The organism is Lysobacter sp. MMG2, from assembly GCF_016735495.2.
GTDB lineage: Bacteria > Pseudomonadota > Gammaproteobacteria > Xanthomonadales > Xanthomonadaceae > Lysobacter_J.
In genome coordinates, this window is record NZ_JAERQY020000002.1 from 26,602 (window position 1) to 44,403 (window position 17,802).

Sequence of the window (17,802 nt, forward strand, 5' to 3'; positions counted from 1 at the left end):
TCGTCATTCCAGCGAAAGCTGGAATCCATTTGGCTCTTGGAGGCGTCCCGCAGGTTCCGATCGCCCTGGAGAGCAACATGGATCCCAGCTTTCGCTGGGATGACGGGCTTGGGAGTTGGGGCCTGGGAGTTGGGGCGTGAGAGCCTGGATCCCGGCCTTCGCCGGGATGACAGTGAACTGCCACGCCCCCGGCCTTCGACGGGATGACGATGGAGCGCAAGGCGTACGGGCCTGGATCCCGGCCTTCGCCGGGATGACAGTGAACTGCCACGCCCCGGCCTTCGACGGGATGACGATGGAGCGCAAGGCGTACGGGCCTGGGTCCCGGCCTTCGCCGGGATGATGGGGACACACCGCTTACCCCGCCCCTTACCCCATCCCCTCTCCCGACGGGAGAGCGGCTGAAGATCCCGGCCGCCCCGTGCCGCTCGATACGTCTGAATCCTTACCCCCCACTCGCCGCCGCTGCCCCGCGGAGCCGGCGCGCCGGGGTGTCTCCCGGACGGAGCGACGGCATGAAGGACCCGACCCCGACAATGCGCACGCGGCCTTCGCCGCCACTCGTGCAGGCCGTCCTGCTCCATGCCGCCATCTTCGGTAAAGACGGGTCGCTTTCTGGCTACACTCCCGGGCCCGCACCGCGTGACGCCATGAACGAAGACGCCGCCCTCCTCGAACTGCGCCGCCGCGCCCACGACGGGTCGCCGCAGGCGTTGTACCAGTTGGCCTCGGCGCTGGTGGTGCGGCACGAAATGGAAGAGGCGTTCTCCCTGCACCGCCGCGCGGCGGAAGCCGGGCTGGCGAATGCGCAGATCGAATACGCGCGCATGCTGATGTACGGCGTGGGCTGTCGCGCCGAACCGACGCGCGCCGCCGAATGGTTGCTGCGCGCGGAAGCCGCAGGCAGTCCGATCGCAAGTTATTTCCTGGCGCTGATGTCGCTGGGCGGACGCACGCTGCCGCGCGACGGCCGCATCAACGAACGCGTGCTGCGCGCCGTGCGCGCCGACTACCCGCCGGCCTTGCGTGCGGCGGCGCTGCATTTCGGCCGCAAGGCGGACCCCGGCGATCAGCTGCGCAGCCTGCAATTGCTGGAACGCGCGACGGGATTGGGCGACGTGGTCGCGGCGCGGTTGTTCGTCGAACGCCTCATGCACGGCGAAGGCGCCAAGCCCGAGCCCGGGGCCGCGCACGAGTTGCGCGTGCAACTGCGAGCGCGCGGCATCGGCCCGCTGCCGGACATCACCGTGCCCGAGTTCGCGCCGTCGCAAACCGCGCCGGGCATGCTCGAAATGGAAGAAGCGTTGCGCGCGCCCGACCTGCGCCTGCAATCCACACGCCCGCACGTGATGACGGTCGACGGCCTGCTCAGCGCGGAGGAATGCCGTCTGCTGATCGCCAACGCCGAATCGCACCTGCAACGCTCGCGCACGCTGGATCCGGAAACGGGCCTGCCGGTGGCGCAGGAAATCCGCACCAGCGCCGACGCCGCGCTCGATCCGATCCTGGAAGACCTGTCGCTGCGCGCGGTGCAGCTGCGCATGGCGGCCGCCGCCGGGGTGCCGCTGGATCACGCGGAGCATCTGGTGGTGCTGCGTTACGAGCCGGGCCAGGAATACCGCCCGCACCGCGACTACCGCCCGCCCAGTTCGATCGAAGCCGACCGCCCGCAGGCCGGCAACCGCCTGCGCACCATCTGCGTGTACCTCAACGAGGTCGAGGCCGGCGGGCAGACGGAATTCCCGGTCGCCGGATTGCAGGTCCAGCCGCGCCCGGGCCGGGCGGTGATCTTCGACAACCTCCATCCGGACGGGTCGCCGGACGTGGATTCGCTCCACGCGGGCCTGCCGGTGGAGCACGGCGTTAAGTGGCTGGCGACCCTCTGGCTGCGCCAGGCGCGGTACCGCGATTTCTGAACGGGCGAAGCCCCAAAGCCGTCCGTCGGCGTACCTATCCGTATCCGCCGATTGCATTAGACTGTCGCGCCTGCGGTGGGGTCACACCCCTGTGCCGCAGAGGCGAATCCATTTCGATTCAACGACTTACCCATCACAGTTGGCGTATAGCGCGACGCGCAACACCTCGCGCCAACGCGGAGCACCCGATGATTTTCGAAACCCTGGACACCTTCGGCCACGAGCAGGTCGTGTTTTGCCACAACAAGGACGCGGGCCTGAAGGCCATCATCGCGATCCACAACACCGTGCTCGGTCCGGCCCTCGGCGGTACGCGCATGTGGCCGTACAAGACCGAGCAGGACGCGCTGAACGACGTGCTCCGCCTCTCGCGCGGCATGACCTACAAGAACGCGGTCGCGGGCCTGAACATCGGCGGCGGCAAGGCGGTGATCATCGGTGATCCGGCGGCCGACAAGTCCGAGGCGCTGTTCCGCGCGTTCGGCCAGTTCGTCGAATCGCTGGGCGGTCGTTACATCACGGCCGAAGACGTTGGCATCGACGTCAACGACATGGAATACGTGTACCGCGAGACCGAGTACGTCACCGGCGTGCACCAGGTCCACGGTGGTTCGGGCGACCCGTCGCCGTTCACCGCCTACGGCACGCTGCAGGGCCTGATGGCCACGCTCAACAAGCGTTTCGGCGATGAGGAAGTGGGCAAGTACTCCTACGCCGTGCAGGGCCTGGGCCATGTGGGCATGGAGTTCGTGAAGCTGCTCAAGGAGCGCGGCGCGAAGATCTTCGCCACCGACATCAACAAGGCGCTGGTCGACAAGGCCGTGTCCGAGTACGGCGTCGAGGCCGTGGGCCTGGACGAGATCTACGACGTCCCGGCCGAGGTGTACTCGCCGTGCGCGCTGGGCGGCACCGTCAACGAGAACACCCTGCCCCGCCTGAAGTCGAAGGTCATCTGCGGCGCGGCCAACAACCAGCTGGCCAACAACGCCATCGGCGACGAAGTGGCCAAGCGCGGCATCCTGTACGCACCGGATTACGCGGTGAACGCGGGCGGCGTGATGAACGTGGCGCTGGAGCTGGACGGCTACAACCGCGAGCGCGCCATGCGCATGATGCGCACGATCTATCACAACCTCGCGCGCATCTTCGAGATCGCCGAGCGTGATGCGATCCCGACCTACCGCGCGGCCGATCGTCTGGCCGAAGAGCGCATCAACGCCATCGGCAAGTTGAAGCTGCCGCTGGGCCGTTCGGCTCCGCGTTTCCAGGGCCGTATTCGCGGCGGGCATTGATTCCGTCTGCGACGGCATCAGCACGATGCAATGAGATGACGCCCGGCTTGTCCGGGCGTTTTCTTTTGGGAGTGCACGACCTTCACCGTTTTCGCAAACCTTGGGGAACCGTCATCCCGGCGAAGGCCTGTCCTGAGCTTGTCGAAGGGCCGGGATCCAGGCTGTCACGTCTTCAGTCCCTACTTTCGTCATCCCAGCGAAAGCTGGGATCCATTTGCTTTGCTGACCGATGGAATCGCGAACGGCAATAGCGAACGTCAACATGGATTCCAGCTTTCGCTGGAATGACGAGACGAGTCGGAAAGCGTGACTGCCTGGATCCCGGCCTTCGCCGGGATGACGGGAGCGGTGGGCGTAACGGCCGCGTCCTGGCCTTCCACCGTCATGACGCCTAACGCCCGCGTTTTTCAGGCTATTCCGAAAGACGCCTGCGCGCCCATCGTCCAAAGTGGAACACCCCACTTCGGAGTTGCCCTCATGCGAGCCGCCCTTCCCCTCGCCGCCCTGTGCCTTGCCGCCGCGTTCGCCGCCAATGCCGGCGACGGCAAGATCGACTACGACCACCAGGACCAGTGGCAGGCCGCGCACGACACCGCGCAGTCGCCCATCGACATCGTCACGCACGACGCCGCTCCGGCGCGCGACGACGAGCCGTTGGCGCTGTCGTTCGACCACACGCACGCGCCGATGGAGGCCATCGACAACGGCCACGCCGTGGAAGTGGAAACCCATGCCACGCAGGCGACGATCCGCGGCCGCCACTTCACCCTGGCGCAGTTCCACTTCCACGCGCAGAGCGAGCACACGCTCGACGGCAAGCACTTCCCGCTGGAAGGCCACTACGTCTTCAAGGCGCAGGACGGCCGGCTCGCCGTGGTCGGCGTGATGTACGAGATCGGCAAGCCCAACGCACAGGCGCAGGCGGTGCTCGACAGCCTGGCGCACAAGCGCAACGCGCCGCATGAGGTGGACATCGACGGCCTGCTGCCGGCCAAGCGCGGCTACTACCACTACCTGGGCTCGCTGACCACGCCGCCGCTGACGGAGAACGTGGAGTGGTATGTCCTGCCCGCGCCGGTGACGATGTCGAAGCAGCAGGTCGACGCTTTCGTGGCGCATTACCGCCACAACAACCGCAACGTGCAGCCGCTGAACGGCCGTCCGCTGGTTCGCTACGGCGGCTGAGCGGGACGCATCGGGCGCCCCGGATTCGCCATTGCAGCGGGCCCGGGGCGCCTGGTTTCCCGCGTTTTATTGCACCGCACGACGAGGGTTTCATGCCGGGCCTCTAGAATCGGCGCATCGCGCGACGTCGTCCGACACGCGCCCGCCCTCCAGACCCAAGGATTCCCATGCGCCCTTTCCCCCTCGGCGATGACATCGATGCCCTGCGCGACGCCATTCGCCGCTTCGCCGAGGTGGAGATCGCACCGCGCGCGGCGCAGATCGACGAGGAGAACTGGTTCCCGCAGGACCTGTGGCCGAAGCTGGGCGAAATGGGCCTGCTGGGCATGACCGTGCCCGGCGAGTACGGCGGCAGCGACATGGGGTATCTCGCGCATCTGGTCGCGATGGAAGAGATCTCACGCGCCTCCGGTTCGGTGGGCCTGAGCTACGGCGCGCACTCCAACCTGTGCGTGAGCAACCTCTACGCCAACGGCAACGAGGACCAGCGCAACAAGTACATGCCGAAGCTGTGCAGCGGCGAATGGAAGGGCGCGCTGGCGATGAGCGAGCCGGGCGCGGGTTCCGACGTGGTGGGTTCGATGAGCTGCCGCGCCGAACTGCGCGATGGCAAGTGGATCGCCAACGGCAACAAGATGTGGATCACCAACGGCCCCGAAGCCGACGTGCTGATCGTCTACATGCGCACCGCCGGCAAGGACGCGGGCAGCCAGTGCATGACCGCCTTCATCGTCGAGAAGGGCATGAAGGGGTTCTCCACCGCGCAGAAGCTGGACAAGTTCGGCATGCGCGGCTCCAACACCTGCGAGCTGGTGTTCGAGGACTGCGAGATTCCGGCGGAAAACGTGCTGGGCGAGGTGAACAAGGGCGTGCGCGTGCTCATGCGCGGCCTCAACACCGAGCGACTGGTGCTGACCGGCGGGCCGATCGGTCTGATGCAGGCGGCGCTGGACATCGCCCTGCCCTACGTGCGCGAGCGCAAGCAGTTCAACGCGGCCATCGGCACGTTCGGACTGATGCAGGGCAAGATCGCCGACATGTACACCGCGCTGCAGTCCAGCCGCGCGTTCGCCTACCAGGTGGCGCGCGATTTCGACGGTGGCCACAGCAGCCGCGTCGACGCGGCGGCGTGCCTGCTGCATGCGTCCGAAGCGGCCGTGCAAGTGGCGCTGGAAGGCATCCAGGCGCTGGGCGGAAACGGCTACATCAACGAGTTCCCGACCGGGCGCATCCTGCGCGACGCAAAGCTCTACGCGATCGGCGCGGGCACGAACGAGATCCGGCGCATGCTGATCGGGCGGGAGCTGTTCGAAGAGCGGCATTGAGCGATGTAGCGGGATCGCGTTCGGATCGAGCGCGTTCCGCGGTGAGCTCGCCAGTCGCCCCCCGTCCCCAACACTCCCCTGCTGGCAGGGGAGTGTGCAAAGAACAAGGCCGCTGCATCGCGCAGCGGCCTTTTCGTTTCATGCGATCAGAACGCCGTCGTCCAGTTGAGCATCGCCTGCGACCAGGTCTCGCCCTGGTCGCGACGTGCATCGAGGTCCAGGCTCAGGCGGCTGCCGCCGCGCAACCAGGTGCCGATGCCCAGGCCGAGCACGCCGACGTTGCGATCGAGCGCGCTGCCGGGAATCGGCGACCACAGGTCCACCGCGGTGAAGCGCGCGTGCAGGTCGTTGCCGGACTGCGACAGTCCGCGCTGCCATTCCATGCGTGCCTGCAGGTCCCACTCGGACGAGCCGACGTTCCAGCCGGTCGCGTAACGCGCGCCGAGCAGCGCCTGGGTCACGCGCAGCGTCGAGTCGTTGGTGCTCAGGCCGAAACCGTACGCGCCCTGCTCGCTGAAGCCATCGCGTTCCAGCTGCAGGTTCTGCACACCGACATAAGGCGTGATGCGTCCCTGCCCCACGCGCACCGGCAGGCCTGCCTGCACGCCAACGCTGGCGTAGCGCTGCGCGTAGTCGGTGCCGATGCGGAACGCGTCGGCGCCCAGCAGCACGTCGCGACGCGTCCAGCGTTGCATGCGGCCGACGGCGAGGCTGCCCAGCAGGTAGCCCTGGCCCAGGTCGTAGCTGGCATAGAACTGCGCCTCGAGCTGGCGGTTGTGCTCACGGTCGAAACGCTGGTCGTGGTGCGCATAGCCTTCGGTCTGCGCGAGCGCGGCACCGACGGTCAGGTCGCCGAAGCGGCGATCCTGGCCGGCCATCCAGCCGTCGGACTGCATGTCGAAACGCGACAGTGCACGCTGCGAGTCGAGGTTGTCGAACCACGCGCCGCCCATCGGGGCGTCCTGCAATGCATCGATGCGCGATTCCAGCGCGCGGCGGTTGCCTTCGATCGCCATCATCGCGAAGGCGGTGTCGGCGCCGTGCAACTCGCCCGAGAGGCTGGACAGCGACTGCTCCGCCGCGCTGGCCGTGGGCGTGCCCTGGAACGCGGTCGCACCGGCGAGCAGGTCGGCGTCGGTGCCCGCGCCGTTGGCGAGGCTGTCGTCGATCTGATCCATCGCGCCTTCCATGCGCACCGCGCTGGACTGCGCAGTGGGGGTCAGGCCCAGCGACGAGGCGGTGGTCGCCACGTCGGCGCGGGTCAGCGAAACCCACGCGCGGTTGGTGTCGTAACCGACCGTGCCTGCCACGAACGGCGACAGGGACACGGTGGAGAACTGTCCGATCACACCGCCCTGCGCGTTGAGGAACACCTCCTGGTGCGGGCTTGTCACGCTCGGCGTCGGCATCACGTAGTTCGGCGCGCGGCCGAGCAGCGCGAGCGTTCCGCCCAGGCGGGCCGTGGTGTCGACGGTGATGTGCGCGCCGATCTCCACTTCCATCGTGGACGTCGGCGTGGCGACGTCCAGCGCGGTCAGGCGATAGTCGGCGCCGTAGGCCGTTTCGCCGCCGGTGAAGTTGATGAAACCGATGTTGGTGATCCGGCCGACTTCGAGCGGACGGACAGTGCCGTTGACGGGAATGCCGCCGATGAGCTGAAGGCGCGCGTTCTGCATGATCGATGCACCGCCGGGCAGCGCGCGCGTCACCTGCAGGCGGCCCTGCTCGACCACGGTGTTGCCGGTATAGGTGTTGTCGCCCGTGAGCCTGAGCGTGCCCGTGCCGCGCTTGGTCAACCCACCCGTGCCGGCGATGGGGTTCGACCAGGGACGGTTGTCGGTGCCGGTGACGTCGACCGTCGTCTGGCCCCAGTCGAAACGGCCCGGTCCGTTGATCGCCTTGCCCACGTTGAGCAGGCCGTAACCGAACACGGCATCGACACCCGGCGCGCCGAGGTCGGTGGCGGTGCCCAGCAGCGTTTGTCGCACCAGGTCGTTGCTGAAGTACGGGAATGCCTGCCACACCACCGCGGCCGCGCCCGACACCTGCGGCGCCGCGAAGGAGGTGCCCGCACCCTTCCAGTACGTCGGGGCGTTGGGCTTGTCGTCATCGCCGGTGAACACGACCGTGCCCGGCGCGGCCAGGCAATAGCGCATCGCCACGCCGCAGGCGTTCGCGTAGACGACGCCCTTGGAGTCCACGTCCAACTGCTGCACGTTGGACGGATTGACCGCGGTCACGGCGAGCCAGCCGCGCTCCAGGTCGGCGGCCGGCAGCGTGCCGCCCGGGCCGGGCTGGCTGGGCAGCGCGCCCATGCTGTCGGGGTTCGGGCGGCCGTCATTGCCGGTGGCGAAGACCACCAGGCCGTTGTTGCCGTGGATGAAGGGGCGGTACTCCTCGGCGATCGGATTGGTCGCCGCGGTGTTGGTCCAGTACAGACCGCCCCACGAGTTGTTCATGATGCGCACGCCGCTGCTGATCAGCTGCTGGTGCACCTGCGCCAGGCCGAGCTCGCCGCTGACTTCATTGCCCTGGCCGCTGCCGTCGTCGGTCGGCGGCTTGTCGGCGAGGATGCGCGCGGACACCAGTTGCGCGCCCGGCGCGATGCCGCCCGGCCAAGCGCCGAAGGGCGCGCCCGCTGCGATCTGCGCCACGGTCGTGCCGTGACCGAGCACGTCGTCCACCAGCAGGTTGTTGCTGCTGCCGACGAAGTTGAGGTTTGCAAGCACGCGCGGCGACAACGCCGGGTGCGTGCGCATCACGCCGCTGTCGACCACGCCGATGCGCTGGCCCGCGCCGGTCAAACCGGCCTGGCGCGCGGGGGCGGTGTTGGTCAGCGCGATGTGCTCGCTGTAGGCCGGGTTCGGCGTGCTGACGACGGGGGTGGACGACGGTGGCGGCGTCGGCGTCGTGGGTGTCTGCGGCGTGGTGGGTGCGTAGAGCGGGCCGTCGGAGCGGACGTTTCCACCGCCGCCTCCGCCGCCGCAGGCCGCCAGGCCCACGAAGCCCGCGCACAGCAACACACCGCGCATCGCAGTGACAAGTCCTTTTTCCAGATGATGCATGTCGTCCTCGTGATCGCGCCGCTCCCCAGCGGGCGTGGATGGAGTATCGATCCAATCCGGGTCGGCCCACAATCGACATCGCGTTCGATGCAACGGATCCACACCCCATGCACATTGGTGAACCGTGACCGCCGTGCACACCCGTCCGCTGCGGGCCGGCGACTGGCCCGTCATCGAAGCCCTGTTCGGTCCACGCGGCGCCTGCGGCGGGTGCTGGTGCATGTGGTGGCGCGTGCCGATGGGCGGGCGCACCTGGGACGCTGCCAAGGGCGAACCGAACCGCGCGGCGTTCCGCCGGCTGGTGGAAGGCGGCGAAGCGTCGGGCGTGCTGGCGTTCGCGGGCGAAGCGCCCGTGGGCTGGTGCGCGATCGGGCCCAGGGCGGATTTCCCGCGCCTGGATCGCAGCAAGGCGCTCGTGCGCGACTGGTCGGCCGGCACCTGGTCGCTCAACTGTCTGTACGTGCCGGCCTCCTGGCGCGGCCAAGGCGTGGGGCGAGCGCTGGTCGCGGGGGCCGTGGGCCTGGCCCGGGAAGCTGGCGCGAAGGAGATAGAGGCCTACCCGCAGGCCGTGGCGCCCGGCGAGCGCCAGGCCGCCGCCTTCGTCTGGACCGGCGTGCCGGACCTGTACGAGCCGCACGGCTTCAAGCGCCAGGGACCGCCCGGGCGGGGCCGCCAGCTTTACCTGCTGAAGCTGCGCTGAGGCCGGGTTTGCGGCGCCGCAGCACGGCCCCGCATAATCGACGGGTTCCGGCCGCGCGCCGGTCCAAATCCGCCGTAGTTTTCTGCTGGAGTCCCCATGAGCGACGTCGTCATCGTCGGTGCCAAGCGCACCGCCATCGGTTCCTTCCTTGGCCAGTTCACCGGCGTGCCGACCCCGGCGCTGGGCACGGCCGCCATCAAGGGCGCGCTCGAGCACGCCGGCGTCGCCGCCGATCAGGTCGACGAAGTGATCATGGGCTGCGTGCTGCCGGCCGGGCTCGGTCAGGCGCCGGCTCGCCAGGCCGCACTCAATGCGGGCCTGCCCACTTCGGCCGGTTGCACCACGATCAACAAGGTCTGCGGTTCGGGCATGAAGTCGATCATGCTCGCGCACGACCTCATCAAGGCCGGCTCTGCCAGCGTCGTCGTCGCCGGTGGCATGGAGTCGATGACCAACGCACCGCACCTGCTCAACAACTCGCGCACGGGCATTCGCTACGGCAGCGCGGAAATGCTCGACCACATGGCATGGGACGGCCTGACCAATCCGTACGACGGCAAGGCGATGGGCGTGTTCGGCGACATGGCGTGCGACAAGTACGGCTTCGATCGTGAGTCGCTCGATGCCTACTCGACCGAAAGCGCACGTCGCGCGCAAGCCGCGCTTGCCAACGGTGCGTTCAAGGACGAAGTCGTCCCGGTGACCGTCAAGGGTCGCAAGGGCGACGTCGTCGTCGACACCGACGAAGAGCCGGGCAAGATCGACCTGGCCAAGATCCCGACGCTGCGCGCGGCGTTCGGCAAGGAAGGCGTGCTGACCGCCGCCTCCTCTTCCAAGATTTCCGATGGTGCCGCCGCCACGGTGCTCATGAGCGCCGAAGAAGCCGGCAAGCGCGGCCTGACGCCGATCGCGCGCGTCGTCGCGCACGCCGGCCATGCTCAGGCACCGGAATGGTTCACCACCGCGCCGGTGAAAGCGATTTCAAACGTTCTGGCCAAGGCCGGCTGGAAGGTCGAGGACGTTGACCTGTTCGAGGTCAATGAAGCGTTTGCCTGTGTGGCCATGGCGCCGATGAAGGACTTGGGCATCCCTCACGAGAAGCTCAACGTCAACGGCGGCGCTGTTGCCCTGGGGCATCCCATCGGCGCCAGCGGCGCCCGTCTGGTCGTGACGTTGCTGCACGCGTTGCGTGCACGGGGCGTCAAGAGGGGCGTGGCTTCGCTGTGCATCGGGGGTGGCGAGGCTACCGCTGTCGCCATCGAGCTGCTATAAGACGTTAAGAACGCATTACTCAAAAAAAACCGGCCAAGCCGCTTGACACGCGTCACCGGCTTGTCATCATGTTATTGACGCGCAATTGCGCGTTGCCTAACTAAACGACGAGGATAAAAATCATGACCTTCAACAAGGCGCTGATCGCCCTGGCTATGGTTGCCGCTCTGGCCGCCTGCTCGAACCAGAAGCAGGCTGACGAAGCTGCTGCTGACGCCGCCGCTGCTTCGACCGAAGCCGCTGCTGCTGCCACCGACGCCGCTGCTGCTGGCGACGCCGCTGCTGCCGACGCTGCCCAGGCCGCTGCCGACACCGCTGCCCAGGCTGCTGACGCTGCCGCCGCTTCGGCCGACGCCACCGCCGCCGCTGCTGCTCCGGCCGCTGCCGACGCCGCTGCCGACGCCGCTTCGCAGGCCGCTGACGCCGCCACCCAGGCTGCTGACGCTGCCACGCAGGCTGCCGACGCTGCCAAGGAAGAAGGCAAGAAGTAATAACCTCGGGCAGGCAACTGCCCAGGTTCTTACCTCTTCGAAGAAGCCGCCGGATTCCCGGCGGCTTTTTCTTTTTTTGCGCGATCCAAACGCGCACGGCGCCGACATCACCGGGGTTTCGCCTTTCTTCGGGCCCGCGGAATTTGCCCCCGATCCCAGCGAGGGCTCGCCCTCCTATCCCCGCCCCGGGTTTCGTCAGGGTTCATCACCGGGGAGCACGATGGCGCCGCCGATGACTTTTCCTTCGCACCAACGCTGGCATCGTCCGCCCCGGCTGGGACCCCCAACCAACGTCATCCGGAGAGAACCCATGAACACCAAGCTCTACGCTGCCATTGCCATGACCGTCACCGCACTCGCACTGTCGGCCTGCAATCGCGCCGACACGCAGAGCGAAGCTGCCGAGGCCGCCGCTGCCGCGGACCAGGCCGCTGACGCAACCGCCAACGCCGCGCGCGAAACCGCCGAGGCTGCGGCTGCCGCCACCGATGCCGCCGCCGAACGCGCGGGCACGGCGATGGAGAACGCGGCCGACCGCACGAAGGAAGTCGCGGACGATGCCGCCGCGGGCGCCGCCGCCGCCACGGCCGATGCAGCGCAGGCCACCGCCGACGCGGCCGGCAAGGTTGCGGAGAAGGCCGATGCCGCCGCCGAGAAGGCGCAGCAGGAAGCGGCCGAACGCAAGTAAGGCACTCTGCAGCAGAGGTCCCGAAGGCCCGCTCACCGCGGGCCTTCGTTTTTTCTGACACCGGAAAGCGCCGTGCACGGGCAGCCGTTTGCGCCCGTCCGCGATTGGCCGCGAGCGGCGCTTTATGGTCTGATGCCGCATCTTCCGCACGCCGCAGCATCGATGCCCGCACTGACTTCCCACATCGATCCCCGCTCGCAGGAATTCCAGGACAACGTCGCGTACCACCGCGCGCTCGTCGACGAGCTGGACGCCCGCCTCGCCCGTGCAGCCCAAGGCGGCGGCGAGAAGGCGCGCGCCAAGCACACCGAGCGCGGCAAGCTGCTCGCGCGCGATCGCATCGCCGCACTGCTCGACGCGGGCTCGCCCTTCCTTGAAATCGCGCCGCTGGCCGCCGAAGGCATGTACGACGACGCAGCACCGGCGGCCGGCCTGGTCTGCGGCATCGGCCGGGTGATGGGCCAGGAAGTCGTGGTCGTCGCCAACGACGCGACGGTCAAGGGCGGCACGTACTTCCCCATGACGGTCAAGAAGCACCTGCGCGCGCAGGAAGTCGCGCGCGAGAACCGCCTGCCCTGCGTCTACCTGGTGGACTCGGGCGGCGCATTCCTGCCGCTGCAGGACGAGGTGTTCCCCGACAAGGAGCACTTCGGCCGCATCTTCTACAACCAGGCGCGCATGAGCGCGGAGAACATCCCGCAGGTCGCCGTTGTGATGGGCTCGTGCACCGCCGGCGGCGCCTATGTCCCGGCGATGTGCGACGAATCGGTCATCGTCAAGGAACAGGGCACGATCTTCCTCGGCGGCCCGCCGCTGGTGAAAGCCGCCACGGGTGAAGTCGTCGATGCCGAAGCACTCGGCGGCGCCGACGTGCATACCAGCGTGTCGGGCGTGGCGGATCATTTCGCCGAGGACGATCGTCATGCATTGCAGATCGCGCGCGACATCGTCGGCACGTTCAATCGTCGCAAGACGCTGCCGGTCGCGGTGCAGGAATCGCGCGAGCCTCTGTACGCGCCGGGCGAGCTGTACGGCATCGTGCCCAAGGACACGCGCCGCCCGTTCGATATTCGCGAAGTGATCGCGCGCGTGGTGGACGGCAGCGCGTTCCAGGAGTTCAAGGCGCGCTACGGCAAGACCTTGGTAACGGGTTTCGCGCACGTGCACGGCTATCCGGTCGGCATCGTCGCCAACAACGGCATCCTGTTTGCCGAGAGCGCGCTCAAGGGCGCGCATTTCATCGAACTGTGCAACCAGCGCGGTATCCCGCTGGTGTTCCTGCAGAACATCACCGGCTTCATGGTCGGTCGCAAGTACGAGAACGCCGGCATCGCGAAGGACGGCGCGAAGATGGTGACGGCCGTGGCCTGCTCGCACGTGCCCAAGTTCACCGTCGTCATCGGCGGCAGCTTCGGCGCCGGCAACTATGCGATGTGTGGCCGTGCCTACGGTGCGCGTTTCCTGTGGATGTGGCCGAACGCGCGCATCTCGGTAATGGGCGGCGAACAGGCGGCCAGCGTGCTGGCGACGGTCAAGCGGGATGGCATCGAGGCGGCGGGCAAATCGTGGTCGGCCGAGGAAGAGGATGCTTTCAAGGCGCCGATCCGCGACCAGTACGAATCGCAGGGCAATCCGTACTACGCCACCGCGCGGTTGTGGGATGACGGCATCATCGATCCAGCCGATACGCGACGTGTGCTCGGTCTCGCGCTGTCAGCCAGCTTCAATGCGCCGATCGAGGACCGCACGCGCTTCGGCGTGTTCCGCATGTGATGCGGAGAGGCCCGATAGCGCACGCGCGTGGCGTCGCCGCTGCAACCGCGCGCGTATCGGGTCAGATCGCAGTGTGAGCTCACAGGAGGGCGCGGGCCGAATGAGGCGCAGGACACGTCGTGGCGAGTGCCAGCAAACCTTCGCCAGTCAAGCCGCGACGCCCTGAGGGACACGAGATTTTGCATCTGCGCATCGCATAGGCGCATGCCGAGCCACTGCTCGCCCCGATTCAGACAGGTGATCACTCCATGAACGACGCGAATGCAGCGTTCGATTCATTGCGCCTTGTCACACAGTGCGAAGCTTTGCGTGCGTAGCCTCGGGTGGGTTGACCCGTTCTTTGCACCCCCGTGCATTGCCCCGCTCCTGCCAATCGAGGAAGTGCGTCATGGCGATCTTCAATTCCCCACAGTCCCCCGCCCCGAAGCGCGAAGGCGCGCCCGCTCCGGCACCCGGCCAGCCCGAGTCCGCTCTGCCCAAGGAGCCGACTCGCGACGAGTTCTCGTTCGGCGCACCCAAGCCCGCTGCTGTTACCGCGCCCTCTCCCACTCCTGCGCAGACGCCCCGAGCGGCCGAGCGCGAAGGCAAGGAATCCGTGATCGCCGCCGACCTGTCGATCGAAGGCAAGATCAATGGCGCCGGCCACATCCGCATCGCCGGTCGCTTCAAGGGCGACGTGCAGGTGGACGGTGATCTCACCGTGGAAGTGGGCGCCAAGGTCAACGGCGGCGTGCGCGCGCGCAAGGTCGTGATCGCCGGCGAGTTGGAAGGCAACGTCGAATCTGCCCAGCGCGTCGAACTGCTCGAGGGCGGCGTGGTGGTAGGCGACGTCAAGGCCGGCGTGGTCAGCATTGCCCCGGGTTCGCGCATGCGCGGCCAGGTGGACTTCGGCTTCGACGATCGCGATGCCAAGCCGTCCGGCAAGGCCGAGAAGGCGGACAAGACGGAGAAGAACGAAGCCAAGTCCGAGGCGTCCACCGCGTCATGAGCCTCGCGCGCCCCGGTACACCCGGCGCGACGCGGACCTGCCCGCACTGCAAGACGACGATCCTGGAAAGCGCCAACGTCTGTCCATCGTGCCGGCACCACCTGCGTTTCGATCCGGATGCCGCGCAGTCCGCGCAGCGGCGGTCGGTGCCGCTGCGCGTGGAGGGCACCATCAAACCGCCGCCTGGCGACAACGCGCTGGAGTACTCGGTCGTGCTCACCATCCGCAATGCGGACGGTGAGGAAGTGGAACGCCAGGTCATGGGCGTGGGCGCACTCTTCCACGGCGAGGAGCGCTCGTTCACGCTCGAGGTCGAGGCGGTCGAAGTGCGCGGGTATCGGGCGAAGCGCGGTCGGCACTGAGAGCGCGAGGTGTCGCGCACATGCGCGCATGGTCGAGCGCTAAAACAACGGCCGTCATCCCAGCCCCTCTTCCGCAAGTGGGAGAGGGGCTCGGCGTCACGGGCTGGAGAGAGGGCCAGGGACGTCCGAAATTCTCGCCTCTGGGGTCGCCGCTTGCGCCCCTCTCGATTGCGTTGCGAGCACCTTCTGTCGAAGGGTTTACGGCCGCTGCGGTTAGCGCACGTGGGTCAATCGACCAAGGGATTCTTCCAGGGGTCAATGCCGCTTCGGAATCGTCGGCCCACAGCTGTTGCACCCACCGCAGCTGCCGTCATTCAACGCGGCGGGCGGCGCGATCCAGCGACCCACCTTCTGCGCCCATCCGGCGCGACCTTCGCGCACCAGCGGAATGGCGATAGCAATGCGCAGCCGGCGCACTGCGTTCGGGAACTGCCGCTTGGCGACGAACCACGCGCTCAGCAGCACCGCCACAGCGATGATCGCGTACTGCGCGAGCAGGCCGGCGTCCATGCTCATCCTGCTCCCAGCGCCACGGCGACCTGGTAGGTCACCAGCGAAGCCAGGTAGGCCAGCCCAAACAGGTAGCCCGCGGAAATCGCGACCTGCTTCCACGAGTTGGTTTCGCGTTTGATGGTCGCCAACGTCGAGATGCACTGCGGCGCATAGATGAACCACACCAGCAGCGACAGTGCCGTGGCCAGCGACCAGCCGGTGCTGATGATCGGTTCCAGCGCCTTTGCGGCGGCATCGTCGTCGACGGCGGAAAGCGCATACACGGTCGCCAGCGACGACACCGCAACCTCGCGCGCAGCCAGGCCCGGGATCAGCGCGATGCAGATCTGCCAGTTGAAGCCCAGCGGCGCGAACACGGCGGTCATGGCATGGCCGATGCGGCCTGCGAAGCTGTAATCGATGGCCGGGCCGGTCGCGCCCACCGGCGCGGCCGGGAACGACAGCAGGAACCACAAGAGAATCGTCAGCGCCAGGATGATGCCGCCGACGCGACGCAGGAAAATCCACGCGCGTTCCCACAAGCCGATCAGCAGGTCGCGCGGATGCGGGATGCGGTACGACGGCAGCTCCAGCATCAACGGGTGCTCGCTTTTGTCGCGGCGCCACTTCTTCATGATCCACGACACCGCCAGCGCGCTCACGATGCCGGCCACGTACAGGCCGAACAGCACCAGTCCCTGCAGGTTGAACCAGCCAACTTTCTGCGACGGGATGAAGGCCGCGATCAGCAACGTGTACACCGGCAGACGTGCCGAGCAGGTCATCAGCGGCGCGACCATGATCGTGGCCAGACGGTCGCGCGGGTCCTGGATGGAACGCGTGGCCATGATGCCGGGCACCGCGCAGGCGAAGCTCGACAGCAGCGGAATGAACGAGCGGCCCGACAAACCGGCGCCGGCCATCAGCTTGTCGAGCAGAAAGGCCGCGCGCGGAAGGTAGCCGGACTCTTCCAGCGCCAGGATGAAGGCGAACAGGATCAGGATCTGCGGCAGGAAGACGATGACGCCGCCCAGGCCCGCGATGATGCCGTCGGTCAACAGGCTCGTCAGCGGCCCTTCCGGCAGCGCGGTGCGCACGGCCGCGCCGAATGCGGCGGTTCCGTCGTCGATCAGGTCCATGATCGGGGTCGCCCAGGCGAACACCGCCTGGAAGATCAGGAACATCACCACGATCAGCAGAATCAGACCGAGCACCGGATGCAGCAGCCAGCGGTCGAGTGCGTCGTCCACCTCGGCGGTGCGGCGCGGCATCGTCACCGCCAGCGACAGCAGGCGGCGCGTTTCGGCATGCAGCGCATCGGGGTCGTGGGCCAACGCTTCGGGCAGATGGGTGTCGGGTTCGTGGAGCTTCTCGGACACGCGGTCCAGCATCGCCACCAGTTCGCGCGCGCCTCCGTTGCGCACGGCGATCGTCGGCACGACCGGCACGCCGAGCTCGCGCTCCAGCGCGGCCAGGTCGACTTCGATGCCGCGGCGCTTGGCGGCGTCCATCATGTTGACCGCCAGCACCATCGGCCGGCCGAGTTCGCGCACTTCCAGCGCGAAGCGAAGGTGCAGGCGCAGGTTGGTCGCGTCGACCACGCACACCAGCACGTCCGGAGTGGGTTCGCCGGGATAGAAGCCGCGGCAGACGTCGCGAGCGACGGCCTCGTCCAGGCTCGCCGCGTGCAGGCTGTACGCACCGGGCAGGTCCAGCACCGCGTAGCTGCGGCCGGACGGCGCGTGGAAGCGGCCTTCCTTGCGCTCCACGGTGACGCCGGCGTAGTTCGCCACCTTCTGCCGGCTGCCGGTGAGCTGGTTGAACAGCGCCGTCTTACCGCAATTGGGGTTGCCGATCAGCGCGACGCGCACAGCGGTCTCGGCGGCGCTCATGCGGTGGCTCCGGCCGCAGCGCCGTCCAGCGAAACGCGCACGCGCGCCGCTTCACTGCGACGCAGGGCGAAGCGGGTAAAGCCGACCTGCACCAGCAGCGGCTCCTTCGCGACCGGACCGGCCGCCATGACTTCCACGCGCTCGCCGCGCACGAAGCCCAGCTCACGCAGGCGGCGGGCGATCGCGTCGTTCGGCGCCTGGTCTTCGACGGTGTCGACGGTGGCGGCAGTGCGGCGTGGCAGTTCGGACAGCTTCAAGGTTCACCTGCAGGCCAGCCCCGGCGGCGTGCGTCCGGGCCTCGGCACCAAATGGGAATCGTTCTCGATTGTAGCACTCCGGGCCTCGCCGCAACCTTCGTCGC

General features: G+C 67.9%; 15 protein-coding genes. 11 read left to right on the forward strand and 4 right to left on the reverse strand.

The window, feature by feature from the left end; translation table 11 throughout:
• Positions 1 to 650 precede the first annotated feature (650 nt).
• From JI752_RS08060 to JI752_RS08075, 4 genes are all read left to right on the forward strand, one after another.
• Positions 651 to 1,916 carry a 2OG-Fe(II) oxygenase gene (locus tag JI752_RS08060; protein WP_216961995.1) on the forward strand — a complete coding sequence of 422 codons (1,266 nt, stop codon included), beginning with the start codon at positions 651 to 653 and terminating at the stop codon, positions 1,914 to 1,916.
• 188 nt (positions 1,917 to 2,104) lie between these two features.
• Positions 2,105 to 3,208, forward strand: a complete 1,104-nt coding sequence (locus JI752_RS08065; protein ID WP_216961997.1) for a Glu/Leu/Phe/Val dehydrogenase dimerization domain-containing protein — start codon at positions 2,105 to 2,107, stop codon at positions 3,206 to 3,208.
• Between the two features lie 477 nt (positions 3,209 to 3,685).
• Positions 3,686 to 4,393, forward strand: coding sequence for a carbonic anhydrase family protein (locus JI752_RS08070; protein WP_216962000.1), 708 nt, complete (start codon positions 3,686 to 3,688; stop codon positions 4,391 to 4,393).
• 167 nt (positions 4,394 to 4,560) lie between these two features.
• On the forward strand, positions 4,561 to 5,718 hold the full coding sequence (locus JI752_RS08075; RefSeq protein WP_216962003.1) for an isovaleryl-CoA dehydrogenase: 1,158 nt from the start codon (positions 4,561 to 4,563) through the stop codon (positions 5,716 to 5,718).
• A 146-nt stretch (positions 5,719 to 5,864) separates the two neighbouring features.
• Here JI752_RS08075 and JI752_RS08080 read toward each other — a convergent pair whose 3' ends face one another.
• Positions 5,865 to 8,783: an autotransporter serine protease gene (locus tag JI752_RS08080; protein WP_216962006.1), complete on the reverse strand. Its 2,919-nt coding sequence runs from the start codon at positions 8,781 to 8,783 to the stop codon at positions 5,865 to 5,867.
• A gap of 124 nt (positions 8,784 to 8,907) precedes the next feature.
• Between JI752_RS08080 and JI752_RS08085 the strand changes: the two genes are divergently transcribed.
• From JI752_RS08085 to JI752_RS08115, 7 genes are all read left to right on the forward strand, one after another.
• On the forward strand, positions 8,908 to 9,483 hold the full coding sequence (locus JI752_RS08085) for a GNAT family N-acetyltransferase (RefSeq protein WP_216962009.1): 576 nt from the start codon (positions 8,908 to 8,910) through the stop codon (positions 9,481 to 9,483).
• Between the two features lie 96 nt (positions 9,484 to 9,579).
• The gene (locus JI752_RS08090) at positions 9,580 to 10,755 is read left to right on the forward strand and encodes an acetyl-CoA C-acyltransferase (RefSeq protein WP_216962012.1); all 1,176 of its coding nucleotides are present in this window, start codon (positions 9,580 to 9,582) and stop codon (positions 10,753 to 10,755) included.
• Between the two features lie 122 nt (positions 10,756 to 10,877).
• Entirely contained in the window at positions 10,878 to 11,246 is a 369-nt protein-coding gene (locus JI752_RS08095) for a hypothetical protein (protein ID WP_216962015.1), read from the forward strand.
• Positions 11,247 to 11,556: 310 nt separating this feature from the next.
• Complete coding sequence (locus JI752_RS08100; RefSeq protein WP_216962018.1) at positions 11,557 to 11,934, forward strand: hypothetical protein; 378 nt, start codon at positions 11,557 to 11,559, stop codon at positions 11,932 to 11,934.
• 162 nt (positions 11,935 to 12,096) lie between these two features.
• Positions 12,097 to 13,707: a carboxyl transferase domain-containing protein gene (locus JI752_RS08105; protein ID WP_216962022.1), complete on the forward strand. Its 1,611-nt coding sequence runs from the start codon at positions 12,097 to 12,099 to the stop codon at positions 13,705 to 13,707.
• 388 nt (positions 13,708 to 14,095) lie between these two features.
• Positions 14,096 to 14,695, forward strand: coding sequence for a polymer-forming cytoskeletal protein (locus tag JI752_RS08110; protein WP_216962025.1), 600 nt, complete (start codon positions 14,096 to 14,098; stop codon positions 14,693 to 14,695).
• Positions 14,692 to 15,057 (forward strand): hypothetical protein, encoded by a 366-nt coding sequence (locus tag JI752_RS08115; protein WP_216962028.1) that lies wholly within the window; start codon positions 14,692 to 14,694, stop codon positions 15,055 to 15,057. Before JI752_RS08110 ends, JI752_RS08115 begins: the two co-directional genes overlap by 4 nt.
• A gap of 255 nt (positions 15,058 to 15,312) precedes the next feature.
• Here the strand turns inward: JI752_RS08115 and JI752_RS08120 are convergent, their stop codons facing one another.
• The 3 genes from JI752_RS08120 to JI752_RS08130 are packed head-to-tail and all read right to left on the reverse strand — an operon-like array spanning position 15,313 to position 17,698.
• Positions 15,313 to 15,567 (reverse strand): DUF6587 family protein, encoded by a 255-nt coding sequence (locus JI752_RS08120; protein ID WP_216964156.1) that lies wholly within the window; start codon positions 15,565 to 15,567, stop codon positions 15,313 to 15,315.
• 2 nt (positions 15,568 to 15,569) lie between these two features.
• Complete coding sequence (feoB, locus tag JI752_RS08125) at positions 15,570 to 17,441, reverse strand: ferrous iron transport protein B (protein WP_216962031.1); 1,872 nt, start codon at positions 17,439 to 17,441, stop codon at positions 15,570 to 15,572.
• Positions 17,438 to 17,698, reverse strand: coding sequence for a FeoA family protein (locus JI752_RS08130; protein ID WP_216962033.1), 261 nt, complete (start codon positions 17,696 to 17,698; stop codon positions 17,438 to 17,440). Before JI752_RS08130 ends, feoB begins: the two co-directional genes overlap by 4 nt.
• Between the last annotated feature and the right edge of the window lie 104 nt (positions 17,699 to 17,802).

Coding starts and splice junctions, on each gene's coding strand:
- JI752_RS08065 (WP_216961997.1), top strand. CDS start 2,105: ATGATTTTCGAAACCCTGGACACCTTCGGCCACGAGCAGGTCGTGTTT.
- JI752_RS08060 (WP_216961995.1), top strand. CDS start 651: ATGAACGAAGACGCCGCCCTCCTCGAACTGCGCCGCCGCGCCCACGAC.
- JI752_RS08120 (WP_216964156.1), bottom strand. CDS start 15,567: ATGGACGCCGGCCTGCTCGCGCAGTACGCGATCATCGCTGTGGCGGTG.
- JI752_RS08080 (WP_216962006.1), bottom strand. CDS start 8,783: ATGCATCATCTGGAAAAAGGACTTGTCACTGCGATGCGCGGTGTGTTG.
- JI752_RS08075 (WP_216962003.1), top strand. CDS start 4,561: ATGCGCCCTTTCCCCCTCGGCGATGACATCGATGCCCTGCGCGACGCC.
- JI752_RS08105 (WP_216962022.1), top strand. CDS start 12,097: ATGCCCGCACTGACTTCCCACATCGATCCCCGCTCGCAGGAATTCCAG.
- JI752_RS08115 (WP_216962028.1), top strand. CDS start 14,692: ATGAGCCTCGCGCGCCCCGGTACACCCGGCGCGACGCGGACCTGCCCG.
- JI752_RS08090 (WP_216962012.1), top strand. CDS start 9,580: ATGAGCGACGTCGTCATCGTCGGTGCCAAGCGCACCGCCATCGGTTCC.
- JI752_RS08070 (WP_216962000.1), top strand. CDS start 3,686: ATGCGAGCCGCCCTTCCCCTCGCCGCCCTGTGCCTTGCCGCCGCGTTC.
- feoB (WP_216962031.1), bottom strand. CDS start 17,441: ATGAGCGCCGCCGAGACCGCTGTGCGCGTCGCGCTGATCGGCAACCCC.
- JI752_RS08095 (WP_216962015.1), top strand. CDS start 10,878: ATGACCTTCAACAAGGCGCTGATCGCCCTGGCTATGGTTGCCGCTCTG.
- JI752_RS08100 (WP_216962018.1), top strand. CDS start 11,557: ATGAACACCAAGCTCTACGCTGCCATTGCCATGACCGTCACCGCACTC.
- JI752_RS08110 (WP_216962025.1), top strand. CDS start 14,096: ATGGCGATCTTCAATTCCCCACAGTCCCCCGCCCCGAAGCGCGAAGGC.